At 72.4% G+C, this 17,509-nt stretch carries 13 protein-coding genes and 3 pseudogenes; 6 read left to right on the top strand and 10 right to left on the bottom strand.

Annotation, left to right across the window (positions count from 1 at the left end):
- The first annotated feature begins 45 nt into the window (after positions 1-45).
- From OV079_RS30110 to OV079_RS30100, 3 genes are all read left to right on the top strand, one after another.
- On the top strand, positions 46-1,248 hold the full coding sequence (locus OV079_RS30110) for an RNA-binding domain-containing protein (RefSeq protein ID WP_267772421.1): 1,203 nt from the start codon (positions 46-48) through the stop codon (positions 1,246-1,248).
- Positions 1,245-2,300: a ParA family protein gene (locus OV079_RS30105; protein WP_267772419.1), complete on the top strand. Its 1,056-nt coding sequence runs from the start codon at positions 1,245-1,247 to the stop codon at positions 2,298-2,300. Before OV079_RS30110 ends, OV079_RS30105 begins: the two co-directional genes overlap by 4 nt.
- Before the next feature lie 192 nt (positions 2,301-2,492).
- Entirely contained in the window at positions 2,493-3,650 is a 1,158-nt protein-coding gene (locus OV079_RS30100; protein ID WP_267772418.1) for an STAS domain-containing protein, read from the top strand.
- Between the two features lie 29 nt (positions 3,651-3,679).
- On the opposite strand, the pseudogene OV079_RS30095 reads toward OV079_RS30100, so the two are convergent.
- The 5 genes and pseudogenes from OV079_RS30095 to OV079_RS58845 all read right to left on the bottom strand — a co-directional run.
- Positions 3,680-5,466, bottom strand: a pseudogene (locus OV079_RS30095) (xanthine dehydrogenase family protein molybdopterin-binding subunit); the annotation flags it as partial.
- Between the two features lie 146 nt (positions 5,467-5,612).
- Positions 5,613-6,602, bottom strand: coding sequence for an FAD binding domain-containing protein (locus tag OV079_RS30090; RefSeq protein WP_267772417.1), 990 nt, complete (start codon positions 6,600-6,602; stop codon positions 5,613-5,615).
- On the bottom strand, positions 6,599-7,057 hold the full coding sequence (locus tag OV079_RS30085; RefSeq protein WP_267772416.1) for a (2Fe-2S)-binding protein: 459 nt from the start codon (positions 7,055-7,057) through the stop codon (positions 6,599-6,601). Before OV079_RS30085 ends, OV079_RS30090 begins: the two co-directional genes overlap by 4 nt.
- A gap of 3 nt (positions 7,058-7,060) precedes the next feature.
- Positions 7,061-7,600, bottom strand: a complete 540-nt coding sequence (locus OV079_RS30080) for a DsbA family protein (protein WP_267772415.1) — start codon at positions 7,598-7,600, stop codon at positions 7,061-7,063.
- A 112-nt stretch (positions 7,601-7,712) separates the two neighbouring features.
- Positions 7,713-8,093 (bottom strand): annotated as a pseudogene (locus tag OV079_RS58845) (redoxin domain-containing protein); the annotation flags it as partial.
- A 191-nt stretch (positions 8,094-8,284) separates the two neighbouring features.
- On the opposite strand from OV079_RS58845, the gene OV079_RS30075 reads away from it, so the two are divergent.
- Positions 8,285-8,821, top strand: coding sequence for a Uma2 family endonuclease (locus tag OV079_RS30075; protein ID WP_267772414.1), 537 nt, complete (start codon positions 8,285-8,287; stop codon positions 8,819-8,821).
- A 6-nt stretch (positions 8,822-8,827) separates the two neighbouring features.
- Here OV079_RS30075 and OV079_RS30070 read toward each other — a convergent pair whose 3' ends face one another.
- From OV079_RS30070 to murC, 3 genes and pseudogenes are all read right to left on the bottom strand, one after another.
- Complete coding sequence (locus OV079_RS30070; protein WP_267772413.1) at positions 8,828-9,085, bottom strand: BolA/IbaG family iron-sulfur metabolism protein; 258 nt, start codon at positions 9,083-9,085, stop codon at positions 8,828-8,830.
- A gap of 9 nt (positions 9,086-9,094) precedes the next feature.
- Complete coding sequence (gene murB, locus OV079_RS58840; RefSeq protein ID WP_267778678.1) at positions 9,095-10,054, bottom strand: UDP-N-acetylmuramate dehydrogenase; 960 nt, start codon at positions 10,052-10,054, stop codon at positions 9,095-9,097.
- A 5-nt stretch (positions 10,055-10,059) separates the two neighbouring features.
- Positions 10,060-11,470: pseudogene (gene murC, locus OV079_RS58835) on the bottom strand (UDP-N-acetylmuramate--L-alanine ligase).
- 150 nt (positions 11,471-11,620) lie between these two features.
- Here murC and mutY point away from each other — a divergent pair.
- A complete protein-coding gene (gene mutY / locus OV079_RS30055) occupies positions 11,621-12,667 on the top strand; it encodes an A/G-specific adenine glycosylase (RefSeq protein WP_267772412.1) in 1,047 nt (348 codons plus the stop codon).
- 233 nt (positions 12,668-12,900) lie between these two features.
- Positions 12,901-13,281, top strand: coding sequence for a hypothetical protein (locus OV079_RS30050; RefSeq protein WP_267772410.1), 381 nt, complete (start codon positions 12,901-12,903; stop codon positions 13,279-13,281).
- 11 nt (positions 13,282-13,292) lie between these two features.
- Here the strand turns inward: OV079_RS30050 and OV079_RS30045 are convergent, their stop codons facing one another.
- Positions 13,293-15,767, bottom strand: a complete 2,475-nt coding sequence (locus tag OV079_RS30045) for a sensor histidine kinase (RefSeq protein WP_267772408.1) — start codon at positions 15,765-15,767, stop codon at positions 13,293-13,295.
- A gap of 127 nt (positions 15,768-15,894) precedes the next feature.
- Positions 15,895-17,442, bottom strand: a complete 1,548-nt coding sequence (locus tag OV079_RS30040) for a c-type cytochrome (RefSeq protein WP_267772407.1) — start codon at positions 17,440-17,442, stop codon at positions 15,895-15,897.
- Positions 17,443-17,509 lie beyond the last annotated feature (67 nt).

Here is a 17,509-nt window from a genome sequence, read left to right as displayed (position 1 = left end):
CGCCGCCGTTGCCGGAGATGGCGCCTGCGTGTAAGTTCGAGGCGCATGACGCCCGAGGACGTCGAGGCCCTGTTCCGCGAGGAGACCGCCCACGTCGAGTGGAAAGAGTCTGCCGAGGCCAAGGACGTGCTCGACGCCGTGTGCGCCTTCGCCAACGACCTCGCCGACAGCAAGCGCGAGGGCTACGTGGTCCTCGGCGTGCACGCGCGGACCGGCAGGCCGTGCGGCAAGTACCCGCGAGCCACCAGCAACGCCGACGAGATCCAGCAGCGGCTGGTGAGCCTCATCAGCTCGACGAAGATCATCCCGCACCCGGTGGTGCAGATCGAGACGCTCGAGCGCGAGGACCAGCTGGTGTTCGTGTTGCGCGTGCAGCCGTACGCCGTGCCGCCGGTGGTGAAGGTCAACGGCACGCCCTACGTGCGGGTCGGGACGGTGACGCAGCGGGCCAACGACGCGCAGCTGCGCCGGCTCGAGGAGCGCCGGCCGATCCATCACCAGCCGTTCGACGTCCGGCCTTGCGAGGGCGCGGTCGCCGACGACCTCGACGTCCCGCTGCTGTCGGCGAAGTACCGCGCCGCCCGCGAGCTCGACGGCGACCCCGACACGTTCCTCCCGTTCGAGCGCTGGCTGACCCAGCGAGAGCTCGGCCGGCCCGTCAACGGCACGTGGACGCCGAACAACGCCGCCGTGCTGGTGTACGGCCTCAGCCCGCAGAGCTTCTACTCCGGGGCCTATATCGACATGGTGCGCTACGCCGGTGACGACTACGACGCGCCGATCAGCGTGCGCCAGACGATCACCGGGCCCCTCATCGAGCAACTGAAGCAGGCGTGGACGGTCCTCGACGCGCTGAACCTCGACGTCGCCGGCGAAGAGCGCGGCATCCAGACCTCGCTGACCGCGATGTTCCCGGCGCCGGTGCTCAAGGAGTTGATCCGCAACATGGTCCAACACCGGGACTACGCGGCGACACGCGCGCCCAGCCGAGTGGCCTGGTTCGACGATCGCATCGAGCTGTCCAACCCCGGCGCGCCGTACGGACAGGCAGCGCTCGGCAAGTTCGGTGAGCACTCGGAGTACCGCAACCCGAAGGTCACGCAGTTGCTGCTCGAGGAGGGCTATGTCGAGCGCGCGGGCCGCGGAGTGCGTCGCGCAGAGGCGTTGCTCGCCCGTGAGGGCCATCCTCCGCTCGAGATCGAGACGAACGGCTTCACGACCGTGACGGTGCGGAGGCGCCGCGGATGAAGCGGCCTCGCGTCGCGCGCGGGCCGAAGAGCCTGGTCCTGTTCAACAACAAGGGCGGGGTCGGCAAGACGACCTTGACCTTCAACCTCGCGCACATGTTCGCCAGGTTGGGTCGGCGGGTCGCGTTGATCGATCTCGATCCGCAATGCAACCTGTCGGCGCTCGCGCTGCCGAATCAGGTCCTGGAGGCGATCTGGGACGACGCCGAGCTCGGACGAACCGTCGCCAGCTGTCTGGAGCAGGTGCGCGCCGGCAGAGGCGACCTCGTCGAGCCTGTCGCTTACGAGCTCGCCGACGATCTCTACTTGCTTCCCGGCGACTTGCGCCTGAGTCGTTTCGAGTCGCGGTTGGCGCGCGAGTGGCCCCAGATCCTGGCCGAGGATGCGGAGGCGGCGCTCCATGTCGTCACGGCGCTCGACCGCCTCGCGGTCCGGTTCGCCAACCAGGTCGAAGCAGAGCTGGTGCTCTTCGATGCCGGTCCGAGTTTGGGAGCCCTCAACCGCACCGTCCTCCTCGCCTCGGACGGGGTCGTGGTCCCGCTCGCGCCCGATCTGTCCAGCCTGCGTGGCCTACAGAACGTCGGCGAGGCGCTCCGAGAGTGGCGAGACGAATGGGACGACGCGCGGCTGAAGATCTTGCGCAGCGCGTCGCTACGCAAAGAATCGCCGCCGCTGCTGCCGCAACACGCGATGCAGCCGCTCGGCTACATCGTCCAGCAGCACCTCGCCGTCGCCGACGAGCCGGTGCGCGCGTATCAAAGGTGGTTGGAGCAGATACCGGCGTCCTTCGCCGCGGACGTGCTGCAGGGGCAGGCTCTGGCGCTGGATTCGGTCCAGGACGACCCGCATTGCCTCGGATTTCTCCGTCACTTCGCCAGCCTGGTGCCACTGGCGCAGGCTGCCCACAAACCGTTGTTCGAGCTGGCCCATGCCGACGGTGTCGTCGGATCACAGTATCAGACGGTCGCTCGCGCGACGAAGGCGTTCGAGCAGTTGGCCGCAGCGATCCTGGTCAAACTCGACGCGCTGGGCGTCGTGACCGCCAAAGAGTAGTCGTCCACGGGTTCGTCATGGAGCGCATGACCCTTCGGACAGGATCTCCATGCCGCGGTCATGGAGCCGGGCGGGGACACGTGGCGGGGGCGCACAGCCGCGTCTGCGCGTGCGGGGCGGGCGCCGGCGGAGGTGTCGGCGCTGGTGCGGACGCGTTTACTTGCGCGGGTGATTGATGCAGCATCGCGACCGATGCAGCGGCTGGTGGACGCGTTCCGGGCCCGGATGAACGACAACGTGGCGGAGTCCGCGGCCCGGATCCGGGCCGCCAAGCTGCCGTTCTACGAGGGCCTCACCGACGCGCAGCTGTCGGCCACGCTGGCCCGCGCGTTCGAGGCCGCGGCCGCCGACGTCGCGCGCGGGGAGCCGCACACGCTGCTGCAGCGCATGCGAGAGATAGCGATCGTCCGCTCGCAGAGCGGGGTCGCGGTGATGGACGTCGTCACGGGCCTGAACCTCGGGTTTCAGGCGGTCTCCGACGACTTCGCGGCGCTATGGCCCGACGACCTCGAGCTCCGCCTCGGCTGGGAGCAGGCGCGGGCGAAGATCGCCTACGCCGGCGCGGCGATGCTGGCCGACACGTACCTCGAGGCCCGCGAGGCGGTGGTGCGCGCCCAGTCCGAGGCGCTGGTGCGGCTGTCGCTGCGCGTGCTGCCGCTGTACCCGGGGGTGGTGGTGCTGCCGCTGCTCGGCGAGCTCGGGGCCGAGCGCGCGCAGCAGATCACCGAGGCGCTGCTGGCGGCGGTGGCCCATCACGCGGCGACCTATGCGTTGATCGATCTGTCGGGCGTGCCCAGCCTCGACACCGACGAGGCGGTGCAGCTGCTGGCCCGCGCGACGCAGGCGATCGAGCTGCTCGGGGCAACGCCGATCCTGGTGGGGATCCAGCCGGCCGTGGCGCAGTCGATGAGCGCGCGCGGGTGTCGGTCCGGGCGCCGACGCTGGCCGACCTGGCGAGCGGCCTGCGCCACGCGCTGCGCGGCCTCGGCGTCGAGCTCGCGGCGACGCGTCAGGCGTGATTCGCCCGGAATTTTCGAGGCTGTCCCCGGGGACATCTCAGGAGCGGCGCGCAGTGTAAACATGTCTGAAGGGACATGTCATCCGCGGCGGCCATGCCGCTCGTCGGCCTCGGCGGCGAGCGCGGCGAGCAGGCGGTCGGGGGTGAGGGGGAGGTCGCGCAGGCGGACGCCGATCGCGTGGTGGACGGCGCTGGCGATCGCGGGGGCGACCCCGGTGATGCCGATCTCGCCGACCCCGCGGCAGCCGATCGAATTGAAGGCGAGGTCGGGGACGTCGGCCAACCATTCGACGTCGATCTCGGGCACGTCGACGTGGGTGGGCAGCAGGTAGCCGGCGAGGTCGGCGTGGACGGGCAGGCCGTGCACGGAGTCGTGGACGAGCTGCTCGAGCAGGGCCTGGCCGACGCCGAACACGATCCCGCCGATCAGCTGGTTGCGGGTTGTGGTGGCGTCGACGACCTGGCCGACGTCGAAGACGCCGACGACGCGGGTGACGCGGATCCGGCCGAGCTCGGGGACGACGCGGACCTCGACGAACTGGGCCCCGAACGAGTGATGGGCGTGCGCCTCGCCGGCGTGCCGCGCGTCGGTGGTGCCGACCGCCTCGACGTGCCCCAGGCCCGCGCGGACCAGCAATTCGTGCCAGTCGACCGATTCGTCGGGGGCGCGGCGGAATGCGAGCAGTCGCCGGCGCAGCTGGACGCACGCGGCCCGGGCGGCCGGGGCGGCGCTGGCGGTGAGGTTCGAACCGCCGGTCATCGGGCACTGCGGCAGCCGGGTGTCGCCGAGCTCGACCGTGACCCACTCGATCGGCAGGTCGAGGGCGTCGGCGACGACGACGGCGAGCATGGTGTACATGCCGGTGCCGAGGTCGACGCCGGCGGTCGAGACCGTGGCGTGGACGCGGCCGTGCTCGCGGTCGAGGCGCACGCACACGCCGGCGGGGTCGCGATTGGCAGGGTGGGCGGCCGTGGCCACGCCCCAGCCGAGCCAGGCGTCGCCGTCGCGCATGCTGCGGGGCCGCGGGTCGCGGCGCGCCCAGCCGAATCGCTCGGCGCCGCGCTCATAGCATTCGCGCAGGTGCTCGCTGGCGTACGGCTTGCCGGTGTGGGCGTCGCAACTGCTGTGATTGCGCAGGCGCAGCGCCAGCGGGTCGAGGTGCAACGAGCAGGCGAGCTCGTCGAGGGCGCCCTCGAGCGCCCACAGGCCGGTGGCCTCGCCGGGGGCGCGCATCCACCCGGGCTTGGCGAGGTGCAGCGGGACGACGTCGTGGACGGCCTCGTATTGGGGCAGGCGTAGAGCCTGCGCGTGACGTCGCTGGTCGGCTCGTAGAAGGGGTCGCGGTCGGCGACGCCGTGATCGACGGCGCAGTGGCTGCGGGTGTGGTGGCGCAGCGCGAGGAGCCGGCCGTCGGGCGCGGCGGCGAGCTGGATCCGCTGGCGCGTGGCGGCGCGCGGGCCCACCGCGGTGAGCACCTCGGCGCGCCGCAGGACGACCTTGACCGGGCGCCCCAGGCGGCGCGCGGCGACCGCGGCCAGCAGGGTGTGGGCGGCCGTGAAGACCTTGGCGCCGAAGCTGCCGCCGACGAACGGCGCGAGGACGCGGACGCGCTCGCGCGGCAGGCCGAAGGCCTGGGCGAGCACCGCCTGGTCGCCGCCGACCCATTGCGTGGAGTCGTAGACGACGAGGTCGTGGTCGACCCAGTGCGCCACCGTGGCGTGCGGCTCGAGCGGGCAGGGGTGCTGGATCGGCGTCGAATAGAGGACGTCGAGCGTCACCGGGCCGGCGCGCAGGGCCGCGTCACAGTCGCCGCGGCGCGGCGCGTCGGCCAGGCGGGTGCCCTCGCCGTCGTCGATGTCGACCACGAACGGGGCCTTCTCGTAAAAAACCTCGACCTGCGAGGCGGCGTGGGCGGCCTGCTCCGCTGATTCGGCGACGACCATGGCGACGAGCTGGCCGCGGTAGTGAATGCGATCGTCGGCGAGCGGCGGGCGCGGGTCGGCGGTGAGGCCGGTGGCGTCGCCGTCGGGGAGGTCGCCGAGCGGGCCGCGATTGTGGTGCGTGAGGATCAGGAGCACGCCGCCGGCCTGCTCGGCGCGCGCGGTGTCGATGGCGAGGATGCGGCCGCAGGCGACGGGGCTGCCCACGAGGGCGGCGTGGGCGAGGCCGGGGAGCGCGACGTCGGCGGCGTAGCGGGCCTGGCCGGTGACCTTGATGCGGGCGTCGATGCGTTCGGCGGGTCCGCCGATCCGGGGGCTCGTGGTCGACATTGCGAGGACTCCTGCGAATGTCGTCACCCGGGGCGGGCCGCCAGCTCGGTCAGGGCGCGGGCGACGACGTGGCGGGCGAGCTCGATTTTGAAGCCGTTGTGGGCGCCGGCCACCGCGCCCGCGAGCGCGAGGTCGGCGGCGGCGCGGAAGGTCGCGGGTTCGGCCGGTCTGCCGCGCAGCGCCTGCTCGGCGGCAAGGCAGCGCCACGGGCGGGTGGCGACGCCGCCGAGGGCGATCCGGGCGTCGCGGACGAGGCCGCGCTCGACGTCGAGGGCGACCGCGGCGGAGGCGAGGGCGAACTCGTAGCTGGCCCGGTCGCGCACCTTGAGGTAATGCGAGCGGCGCGAGAGGGCGAGGTCGGGCAGCTCGAAGTGGGTGACGAGCTCGCCGTGATCGAGGACCGTCTCGCGCTCGGGGGAGCGTCCGGGCAGGCGGTGAAACCCGTCGAACGGCAGGCGGCGGGCGCCGCCGTCGCCGCGGCGGGTGTAAATAATGGTATCGAGGATCGCCAGGGCGGTGGCGAGGTCGGAGGGGAACACCGCGATGCAGTGCGGGCTTTGGCCGAGGACCGCGGCGTCGCGGTCCCAGCCGGTCCGGGCGGCGCAGCCGGTGCCGGGCTCGCGCTTGTTGCAGGCGCTGTGCGGGTCGCGATAATAGGGGCAGCGCGTGCGCTGGAGGACGTTGCCGGCGACGGTCGACATGTTGCGCAATTGCGGCGACATGCCGGACAGGAGCGCCTCGCCGACGACCGGCCAGCGGGCGCGGATGTCGGGGTGCTCGGCCAGCTGGGCGTTGCGCACGCAGGCGCCGATCCGCGCCCGGCGATCGTCGAGCTCGATGTCGTCGAGCGGCAGGCGGTGGACGTCGACGAGGGCGGCGGGCGCGAGCACGCCTGACTTCATGAGGTCGACGACGGTGGTGCCGCCGGCGAGGAACATCGCCGTCGGGGCGGCGTGCACGGCGGCCGCCGCGTCGGCGACGGTGACGCCCTCGACGTAGGCGAACGGCCTCATGTGCGCACCCGACGGATCGCCGCGACGATGTTGGGGTAGGCGCCGCAGCGGCACAGGTTGCCGCTCATGCGCTCGCGGATGGCGACGTCGGTGAGCTCGCGGCGGTGGTCGACCTCGGCCAGCAGGGCGACCGCGGACATGATCTGCCCCGGCGTACAGAAGCCGCACTGCAGGGCGTCGCACTCGATGAAGGCGAGCTGCATCGGGTGCAGGTGAGCGCCGAGGGCGAGGCCCTCGATGGTCACGATCTCGCGGCCCCGCTGGGCCACCGCGAGGGCGAGGCAGGACAGGACGCGCCGGCCGTCGACGTGGACGGTGCAGGCGCCGCACTGGCCGTGGTCGCAGCCCTTCTTGGCGCCGGTGAGGCCGAGGTGGTCGCGCAGGGCGTCGAGCAAGGTGGTGCGGGGGTCGAGCTCGAGCTCGTGGTGCTCGCCGTTGACGGTCAGGCGGACCATGCGTCAGCCCGCCCGGGGGAAGCGCGCGGCGAGGGTCATGGCCGCGAGCAAGGAGTCGAAGTCGAACGGGCCCTCGTGGCGGATGCCGTTGATGAAGAAGGTCGGGGTGCCGACGACGCCGCTGATGGCCCCGCTGTGCAGGTCGCCGCGGATCTTCTCGAGGAAGCGGTGGGCCTGCAGGTCGGCGACGAAGCGGTGCATGTCGAGGCCGAGCTGCTCGGCGTAACGCCCGAGGTGCGGGACCTCGAGCGCGTGCTGGTCGTCGAACAGGAGGTCGTGCATCTCCCAGTACTTGCCCTGGGCGCCGGCGGCCTCGGCGGCCTCGGCGGCGATCTGGGCGTTCGGGTGGGCGCCGACGACGGGGAAGTTGCGGAAGCCGAAGCAGAGCTGATCGCCGAGGGCGCGCGCGAGCGCCTGGACGACGATCTGCGCCTGGCCGCACAGGGGGCACTCGAAGTCGCCGAATTCGACGAGGTGGATCGGGCGCGAGAGCTCGCCGCGCAGGTGGTCGCGCGGGCCGAGCGGCGGCTTGAGGGTGCTCATGATCGGTCTCCTTCCTGCGGCCGCGGCCGCGACGACAATTCTCCGAGGCGCTCGAGCGCGGCGAGGATGCCGGCGGCGCCCGGGTTGATGCCCTTCGAGAGAGGTAGCTCCAGGCGATCCGTCCGTCGCAGTCGACGACGAACAGGGCCCGGCCGCTCATGCCCTCGGCCTCGTCGTAGCAGCCGTAACGGCGCGCCACGCCGCCCTTGGGCTCGAAGTCGGCGAGCAGCGGGAAGCTCAGCTCGTAGTGGCGAGCGAAGGCGAGGTGACACCAGGCGCCGTCGCAGGCGATGCCGAGCAGCTGGGCGCCGTGGGCCCGGAACTCGTCGATGACCAGGCTGTAGACGGCCATCTGCTCGGTGCACACGGGGCTCCAGTCGGCCTGGTAGAAGGCGAGCACGACCGGCTTGCCGCGGAAGTCGGAGAGGGCGAGCGTGTGGTCGGGCGTGGTCTTGAGCGCGAACTCCGGGACGCGTGCGCCGGGCTGAAGCATGGACGACGCTTCCACCCGCCAAGGCTGGCCCGAGGGCCCCCGCTGTCAATCACGAGGGCGAGGGTCCGCGGCCCGCCGGCCGCGTTGGCGAGCATCGCCGGACGTCCGCCTGGGGCCGCTCGCCGCAGACGCGAGGCCGGCGCCGGCGGGCGCGCTGGTGGCCGCGCGCGTGAATTGGTACGAGGTGTGGCATGAGCCTCGAGGAGTTCCTCGCGTGGGAGCAGACGCAGGCGCAGCGGTACGAGCTCGTCGACGGCGAGGCGTTCGCCATGGCCGGCGGCTCGACGTTCCACGCGCACATCGGCGTCAACCTCGCCGCGACGCTGCGCCAGCAGCTGCGGCCGCGCGGCTGCTTCACGTTCCACGAGGGCATGAAGGTGCGCGTCGGCGCCGACGTGCTCTACCCCGACGTGGTGGTGAGCTGCGATCCACAGCAGCTCGAGCGCCCCTTCGTCGAGCGGGCGGCGCTGATCGTGGAGGTGCTGTCGCCGTCGACGGAGAGCTTCGATCGCGGGCGCAAGTGGGCGCTGTACCAGCAGCTCGCCAGCCTGCAGGCGTACCTGCTCGTGAACCAGGACGCGCTGTCGGTCGAGGTGTTCGTGCGGGCGGCGCAGGGCTGGCATTACCGGCGGGAGGCCGGGGCCGCGGCGGTGGTCGAGCTGGCCGCGCCGCCGTGCCGCTTGGCGCTGGCGGACGTGTACGACGGCCTGCTGGAGCGCCTGGGCTGAGCGGGCTCAGGGGATGATGGTGCGCAGGCTGTCGACGGCGTGGACGGGGGCCATGTCGCCGGCCATGAGGTGGGCGATGGCGCCGTAGACGAGGCGTTGCTGGGCGACCATGGACTTGCCGGCGAACTCGGAGGAGACGACGACGATCGTGTAGTGGCCGCCGCCGCCCGAGACCTGGACGTCGTCGGCGGCCATCTTGGCGAGGATGGCCTCGCGGATCGCGTCGGTGACGGAGCCCTGGAAGTTGGTCGGGTGGTGACTCATGGGCCGGAGTTATACCGCCTCGCCGGCGATCTTGACCTCGAGCTCGAGCTGGGTGCCGGTCTCGGTCCGCACGCGCTCGCGCACGAGGTCGATCAGGGCCAGGAGGTCGGCGGCGCGCGCCTCGGGCACGCCCGGGCCGGGGCGCTCGACGACCAGCCAGTTGGCGTGCACCGGGCTGACGACCGCGGCGCCGACCCGGGTGCCCTTGAGGCCGACCGACTCGATGATGCGGCCCGCGAAGTCGCCCGGCGGGTTCTTGAAGGTGCTGCCGTTGTTGGCCACGCCGCTCGGCTCGCGCTGGCGCCGACGCTCGCGCAGGCCGGCGACGTCGAGCTCGATCTCCGCGCGCGGGCGCGGCCAGCAGCGCAGCTCGGCGCCGACGACGATCTCGTCGGGCGGCAGGTCGGAGCCGCGGTAGCGGAAGCCGCACTCGGCGTGCTCGCGGGTGCGCGCGCGGCCGTCGCGGTGCAGGCTGTGGACGCGGGTGACGACCTTGGTGAACTCGCCGAGGTAGGTGCCGGCGTTCATGATGAGGCCGCCGCCGACGCTGCCGGGCACGCCGCCGAGGAACTCGAGGCCGCCGAGCTCCCAGGTGGTGACGTGCTGCAGCAGGCGGCCGGTGGTCGCGCCGGCCTCGACTTCGACGCGCGCGGGGTCGGCGGGGTCCGGGCGCTCGACGCGGTTCATGCGCGCGAGGTTGATGACGACGCCGCGGATGCCGGCGTCGCGCACGAGCAGGTTGGAGCCGCCGCCGACGAAGCTGACGGCGATCGACTTTGTGTGACAGGCGGCCAGCAGCCGCTGCAGGGCGCGGGGATCGGCCGGCCTGGCCCAAAGGTCAGCCGGGCCGCCGAGCCGCAGGGTGGTGTGGCGCGCCATCGGCTCGTCGAGCCGCAGCTCGAGCGCGCCCGGCGGGAGGTCGAGGTCGCCGAGCTCGGCCAGCAGCCGCTGCCCGCGGGTGAGGCTCATGGCGGTCACGCCGCGGTGGGCTCGCCGCCGGCGTGACGCGGGGCCTCGAGGTGGGCGGCGAGCTCGCGGCTGACGTGGGTGACGCTGCCGGCGCCGAGGGTGATGATGAGGTCTCCGGGACATGACTCTCGGGCCAGGTACTCGGAGAGGCCGGCGACCGGCTTGTGGAGGACGACCGGGCGGTCGGGCCGGCGCGCGCACGGCGGCCGCGAGGGCCTCGACGGTGGCGCCCGGCAGCGGCGGCTCGCCGGCGGCGTAGATGTCGGTGAGGACGACGAGGTCGGCGGCGTCGAGGCTGGCGGCGAAGCCGTCGAGGTGGGCGCGCACGCGGGTGTAGCGGTGGGCCTGGAACACGGCGACGAGCCGGCGCTCGGGGTAGCTGGTGCGCGCGCCGGCGAGGGTGGCCCGCACCTCGGTCGGGTGGTGGCCGTAGTCGTCGACGACCATGACGCCGCCGGCGGTGCCGCGCACGGTGAAGCGCCGCTGCACGCCGTCGAAGCCGGCCAGCGCGTTGGCGACGGCCGCCATCTGCAGCTCGTGGAACTCGCACACGGCGATGGTGGCGAGCGCGTTGAGGACGTTGTGCACGCCCGGCATGTGCAGGGAGAACGGGCCGAGGTCGCGGCCCTGGCCGACCACGCGGAAGTGGGTCGTGGGGCCGTCGTGCACGACGTCGACCGCGCGGTAGTCGGCCTCGGGCGAGAAGCCGTAGGTGACGTAGCGCTTGTGCAGCCGCGGCAGGATGGCGGCGGCGTTGGGGTCGTCGAGGCAGACGACGCACAGGCCGTAGAACGGGACGCGGTTGGCGAACCCGACGAAGGCGTCCTGCAGCCGCTCCATGCTGCCGTAGTGGTCCATGTGCTCGTCGTCGATGTTGGTGACGACGGCGACCGTGGGCGTGAGCATGAGGAAGCTGCCGTCGCTCTCGTCGGCCTCGGCGACCAGCAGGTTGCCGCGCCCGTTCTTGGCGTTGCTGCCGAGCGCGTTGAGCTTGCCGCCGATGACGACGGTCGGGTCCAGGCCGGCCGCGTGCAAGGCGGTGGCGACGAGGCTGGTGGTGGTGGTCTTGCCGTGCGAGCCGGCGATGACGACGCCCTGCTTGAGCCGCATCAGCTCGGCCAGCATCTCGGCCCGCGGAATCACCGGAATCTTGCGCGCCCGGGCCGCGACGACCTCGGGGTTGTCGGACCGCACCGCCGAGGAGATGACGACGACATCGGCGTCCCCCAGGTGGGCCTCGTCGTGACCGCGGTGGACCGCCGCGCCCCGCTCGCTCAGCCGCCGGGTGGTCTCGCTCTCGGCCAAATCGGTGCCGGTGACGCGGTAGCCGAGGTCCAGCAGGATCTCGGCGATCCCGCTCATCCCGATCCCGCCGATGCCGACGAAGTGGATGTGTGTGTCGCTCTTGCGGAACATGCGGGGAAACGCTGGCCGGCGAGTGTACTGGTTCGCCGGTAAAAGGACACAAAAAGACCCGGCAGCGGCGGAGCCGCGCGCGGGCGACCCAGGCGTCAACGTGCCGACGATGGGGGCTTATTTCCGGCCCGGACATGCTATAGGAGCGCCGTGCTCGATCTCGCGCATCGCCTCGCCAAGCTCCTCGAACCCTGGTTCCTCCAGCACCAGCGCGACCTGGCGTGGCGGCGGACCCGCGACCCGTACGCCATCTGGGTCAGCGAAATCATGCTGCAGCAGACGCGGGTCGACACGGTGGAGCAGTACTACGGGAAATTCCTGGAGCGCTTCCCGGACATCGGCACTCTGGCGGCGGCCGACGAGTCGGAGGTGCTCGCGGCGTGGAGCGGGCTCGGCTACTACCGCCGCGCTCGCCTGCTGCACGCGGGGGCCCGCCACGTGGCCGCGTCGCACGGCGGCAAGGTGCCCGACGACCCGGAGCTGCTGCGCCAGATTCCGGGCGTCGGTCGCTACACCGCCGGGGCCATCGCCTCGATCGCGTTCGACCGGCCGACCGCGCTGGTCGACGGCAACGTGGCCCGGGTGCTGTCGCGGTTGCAGGCGATCGAGGACCCGAAGCTGCAAGAGGCGGGCGCGCCCGGCCACTGGACGATGGCGCAGCAGATCGTGCAAGCAGGGCCGCCGCGGGTGCTGGCGCAGGCGCTGATGGAGCTGGGCGCGACGGTGTGCACGCCGCTGGGGCCGCGCTGCGAGGGCTGCCCGGTCCGCAGCGAGTGCCAGGCGCTGGCGAAGGGGCTGCAGACGACGATCCCAAAGCCGAAGCAGCGCGCGCCGTCCCCCCGCGACGACCTGTGGGCAGTGGCGGTCCGCCGCAACGGCCGGGTCCTGCTCGAGCAACGCGCGAACGACGGGCTCCTGGCCGGGATGTGGTGCCTGCCGCTCATCGAACGCAAGATCACCGACCGCGCCGGAGCGCCGCCGCGAGCGATCGCAGAGGTCACCGGGGTGAAGGTGAAGTCGGTCGAGGCGCTCACCGAACCAGTGAAGCACGTGTTCACCCACCGCGTGTGGATGCTGTGGCCGTGCCGCGGCGAGGCGGCAGTCGTGGATGTGTCGCATATGTCGGGGTATGAGGACGGCCCCGGCCGCATGTGGATCGCGCCGGGCGAACGGCCGCGCGGGGAATTCCGAAGGTGACGGAGAAGGTGCTCGAGCGGCTCGGGTATTGAGCCCGGGTTGCAACCTCGGCTCGGTCGAATCGCGTCGCAGCACGGTGTTTCGCGGCCCATCGCCGATCTCGCTTGAACCGAGTCGGGGATCGGCGATTCTCATGCGCATGAAACTTCCCCTCGGATCTGCGTGCCACCCGGCGCCTCGAGCCCGGTATCGTCGTTTGTCACAAGAATGCCATAGGGGTCGAGTCCTTCGGCGTGATCGTCAGTGAGGTCGCAGGAACCTATCAGGTCGCCTATCCGTCGCGCCTCAGCCGTAAGGTCGTGGTCGTCCCGCTCGCGGACTTCGCACCGCTCGACCAAATCGGCGTACCGCAGGACCCGGAGCTCCAGCCGCGGGACAGGCTCCTCACGGCCCGTCGCGCGCTGGCCCTCGAGGGTCAGTCGCTCTCGCTGCTGGGCTCCAACACGGCCGAGTTCCTGTCGCTCTGTCTACACGGCGGCAAAGAGACTCACGTCGTCGACAAGCTCACGATCTCGCTCGGCCGAGGAGTGCTCGCATTGGGCATTTTCAGCGTCGTGCGTGATATCGGCGCGACGATCGGGGCAGGGGTCCGCCGGGCGCGTCGTCGTCGCTGAACGGACTCCGCTCATTGCGCCTCGGCGACCAGCCGGGGCAGTTTGACGACGAACACCGAGCCGGCGCCCGGGGCGCTGGTGACGCTGATGTGGCCGCCCATGGCCTCCGAGACGTGGCGGGCGACCCACAGGCCGAGGCCGAGGCCGCCGTAGTGGCGCTCGGACACGGCGCGTTCGAAGCGCTGGAAGATGCGGGCCTGGTCGCCCTTCGAGATGCCGATGCCGTGGTCGCGGACCGACAGGGTGATCGTCTCGCCGTCCTGCACCAGCGCCAGCTCGATCGGTTTGCCGCCGCCGTACTTCATGGCGTTGGCGAGCAGGTTGCTGACGATCTGCTCGAAGCGGGTGCGGTCGGTGCGGCCGGAGGCGTACAGCGGGGCGGTGAGGTGGACGTCGCAGCCGGCGCGGGCGAGCGGCTCGGTGAAGTGCTCGACGATGGCGCGCAGGAGCTCGGCGTAGTCGACGTCCTCGACCTCGATCTTGAGGCGGCCGCCGGTGATCCGCGAGACGTCGAGCAGCTCCTCGATGAGGCGGTGGAGGCGGTCGGCCTGGCGCTGGATGACGCCGAGCTTGGGCAGCGCGGCGGCGGCGGAGAACTCGTCGTCGCCGCGGGCGTGGCGGATCAGGCGGTCGACCTGGAGGACGATCGGGGTCAGCGGGGTGCGCAGCTCGTGCGAGGCGACGGCGATGAACTCCTCGCGCTTGGCCAGCGCCAGCTCCATCTCGTGGTAGAGGCGGGCGTTCTCGACCGCCTGGGCGGCGCGCAGGGCCAGCTCGTCGATCAGCGACAGCTCGTCGGGGCCGAGGGCGCGGCCGCGGGTGGCGAGGAGCATGACGCCGAGCGGGCGGCCGCGGGCGACCAGCGGGACGAGGGCGATCGCGCGGTAGCGCAGGCGCGGGGCCAGCCAGGCGTCGGTCTCGGGGACGCCGGGCAGGGTCAGCAGCGGGGCGTCGGGCCGCGCGGACGACAGCCGCACCTCGTCGCGCTGCAGGACCTCGTGCAAGGGACAGTCGGCGGGCAGCGGCAGGCGTCGGCGCAGGTCGACGTAGCGCGCCTCGAGCTCGGGGTCGCCGGCGGCGACGGTGACGCGGCGCGCGAGGCCGAAGCGGCCGTCGTCGTCGAGCAGCTCGACGGCGGCGAGGTCGGCCGGCTCGGGCACGAGGCGGCGCACGAACTCGGCCAGCGCGGCGTGGACGTCGCGCTGCGAGACCAGCAGCTTGCCGGCCTCGGCGAGGATGACGGCGCGCCGGCGGGCCCGCTGCTCGTCGCCGAGCAGGCGCTCGCGCTCGGCGTCGGCGCGCTTGCGGTCGCTGATGTCGAAGAACGAGGCGACGACGGCGTAGGGCGCGGCCGAGCCGGCGTGGTAGAGCGGCTGGGCGTTGATGGAGATCCAGGCGATGGCGCCGTCGGGCCGGTAGATGCCCATGATGACGCCGACCTGCGGCTCACCTGTCCTCAAGGCCAGGACGGCGGGCCAGCTCTCGAGCGGGAACGGGGCGCCGTCCTCGTGGATGGCGCGGAACGGGCTGGCGAGGCCGATCGGGTCGTGGAGCTGGGCGCGGGCGAGGCCGAGGATCCGCTCGGCGCTGGTGTTGCAGGTGACGACCCGGCCGTCGACGTCGACGACGACGATGCCCTCGGCGAGGGTGGCGACGAGCGATCGGTAGCGCTCCTCCTCGCGCCGCAGGGCCTCGTCGGCCTGCTTGCGGGCGGTGATGTCGACGACGCCGCCCACCATCTTGACGACGCGGCCGCGGTCGTCCTTGACCGGCTTGCCGCGCACGAGCAACCAGGCGATCTGCCCGCCCGGCTTGATGATGCGGTACTCGAAGTCGACGAAGTCCTCGACGCTGGCGACCTGGCGGGCGCGGGCGGCCAGGCCGGCGCGGTCGTCGGGGTGGAGGGTGTCCACGAGGTCGGCGAAGTTGCGCGGGACCTGCTCGGGGACGAAGCCGTGGAGCTGGCGCATGACCTCGTTCCACACGACGGTGTCGCTCTCGACGTGCCACTCCCACAGGCCGAGGCCGCTGGCGGCGACGGCGACGGCGAGCTGCTCCCGGCTCTCGCGCAGCTCGGCCTCCATGGCCACGCGCGTGGTGATGTCGTGGGCGATCAGTAGGAGGGCGACGACCCGGCCGTCCTCGCTGATGGCGCCGATCCGCGACTCGAAGCGGGTCGGGCGGCCGTACGCGCCGGTGCCGACGCACTCGTAGGACTGGGCCTCGCCGGTGGCGACCACCTGCTCGATCGCGACGCGCGCGACGGCGTGCGACTCCGGGGCGATGTATTCGAACACGCTGCGGCCGGTCGCCTCGGCCATCGAGGTGCCGGCGGCGGTCCGGTTCATGTGGCGGATGACCCCGGTCGGCGACAGCAGGAGGACGAACTCCGGCGCGTTCTCCATCAAGGCGAACAGCAGCGGCGCCAGGCGCTCGAGGTCGTCGAAGCGGAAGCCGCGAGGGCCGCTGGCGCTGGGGGAAGTCATGGCCGCCCCCTCGACTATGCGCCGGCAGGGCGGGCGTCCCAGCGGCGAGCGGCGCAGCGGCCCTGACCCGGGGCGCCGCCGTCGTCGCGGCCGCTCCGCCGCGCGCGGCGGACCGGCCGCCCGGGCGTCAACGCAGCTTCTTGACGAAGGCGGCGACCGCGTCGATCTCCTCCGGCTTCATCTTGGCGGCGAACGACTTCATCATCGTCCCCGGGATGCCGGCCTTGATCGCCCGCGCGACCGCGGCCTTGCCGTTCTTCTTCTGCCAGTTCTTGTCGGTCATGTCCGGGATGCCCTTGCTCTTGAGCCCCGGCTTGCCCTTGCCGCTGGCGTCGTGGCAGGCGGCGCAGTGCTTGACGTAGAGGCCGCGGGCGTCGATCGCCTTGGCCGGGGCCGGCTTGGGCTTGGCGGGCGCGGGCGTGGGCGCGGCGGCCGGCGGGGCGTCGTCGAGGACGACGTCGGGCTCGGCGGCCGGCGGCGGGGCGGCGGCGGGCTTGCTGTCCGCAGGGACAGGCTTGCTGTCCGTGGGGACAGGCTTGCTGTCCTCCGGGACAGGCGGTGCGCTGGCCACCGCGACGGCCGCCTGGACCTCGGCGCCGACGGCCGCGCCGAGGGTGGCGGGGGCGCTGGCGACCTCGTTCGGCGCGTACTTGCGGACCATGAAGGCGTAGCAGAGGTCGAGCTCGCCGGGGGGCGCGGCCATGCCGTTGTCGGCGACCATGCGCTCGATGACCTCCTTGACCTCGCGGGCCGAGGTCGGCGGCTTCTTGTCGACCTCGGCGAGCTCGTGGCACTCGCTGCAGCGGGTCTCGAAGGCCTTCTGCGCGGCGGCGGCGTCGTAGGCGGGGGCGGGCGCGGCCGGGTCGACGGGGGCGATGGCCTGCTGCTGCTTGAGCTTCTGCTCGCGCTGCTGCCGGGCGGAGCGCTGGAGGTCGCCGGTGATGGCGATGAGGTACGCGGTGACGTCGTAGAGCTCGCGCTCGGTCAGCGGGTCCTCGAAGGTCGGCTTGTCGGCCATGCGCTCGACGGTGCGCCACCAGCCGGCCGGGGCGCGCGGCTGGACGAGCACCGTCTTGAGGTCGTGGCAGACGACGCACTTGGTGGCGAGGATCTCCCGCCCGTGGCGCAGCGCGTCGATGGTGGTGAGCTCGGCGAACGGGGCGTCAGCCGGCATCTCGGCCAGCGGCAGCAGGCGGGCCACGCGGTCCCGGTTCTCGACGCTGTAGACGCCGCCGCCGACCTGGCCGCGGGCGAGGCCGTACTCGCGCAGGGCGCTCGGGACCGACAGGCCGAGCAGCAGCACGGCGCAGCCGACCGTCGCGGTGGCGAGCGGCGGGACCCAGTCCTGCAGGTGGCGGAACACGCGGTAGAACGCGAGCTCGACCAGGAGCAGTACGCCGAGCAAGAAGCCGAGGCTGACGTGGACGGCCGAGCGCGGCGGCAGCTCGACCTGGTAGTTCCACAGCCGCGGGACCATGACGGCCATCATCACCACGTAGAGCGCGGTGAAGACGACCTTGAAGATGTCGTGGAGGCGCACCAGATGCGACGGCGCCTTCGACATGCCCGGTTGATGCCCGTCCGGCCAGCCCCACAGCTTGAACATCAAGAAGAGGGACGCGAAGCCCGAGATCAGGAACAAGAGTCCGAGGGTGACGCTCGCTGCGATTTCCATGGCCGTCCTGGCGCTCGCGACCGTATCGCAACTCGCGCGGGCCAGCCAGAGCGCGGTTGACCCGCGC

The organism is Nannocystis pusilla, assembly GCF_026626665.1.
Lineage (GTDB): Bacteria > Myxococcota_A > Polyangia > Nannocystales > Nannocystaceae > Nannocystis > Nannocystis pusilla.
Note: the sequence above shows the minus strand (reverse complement) of the source record. Positions and strands in the feature narration are given on the sequence as shown.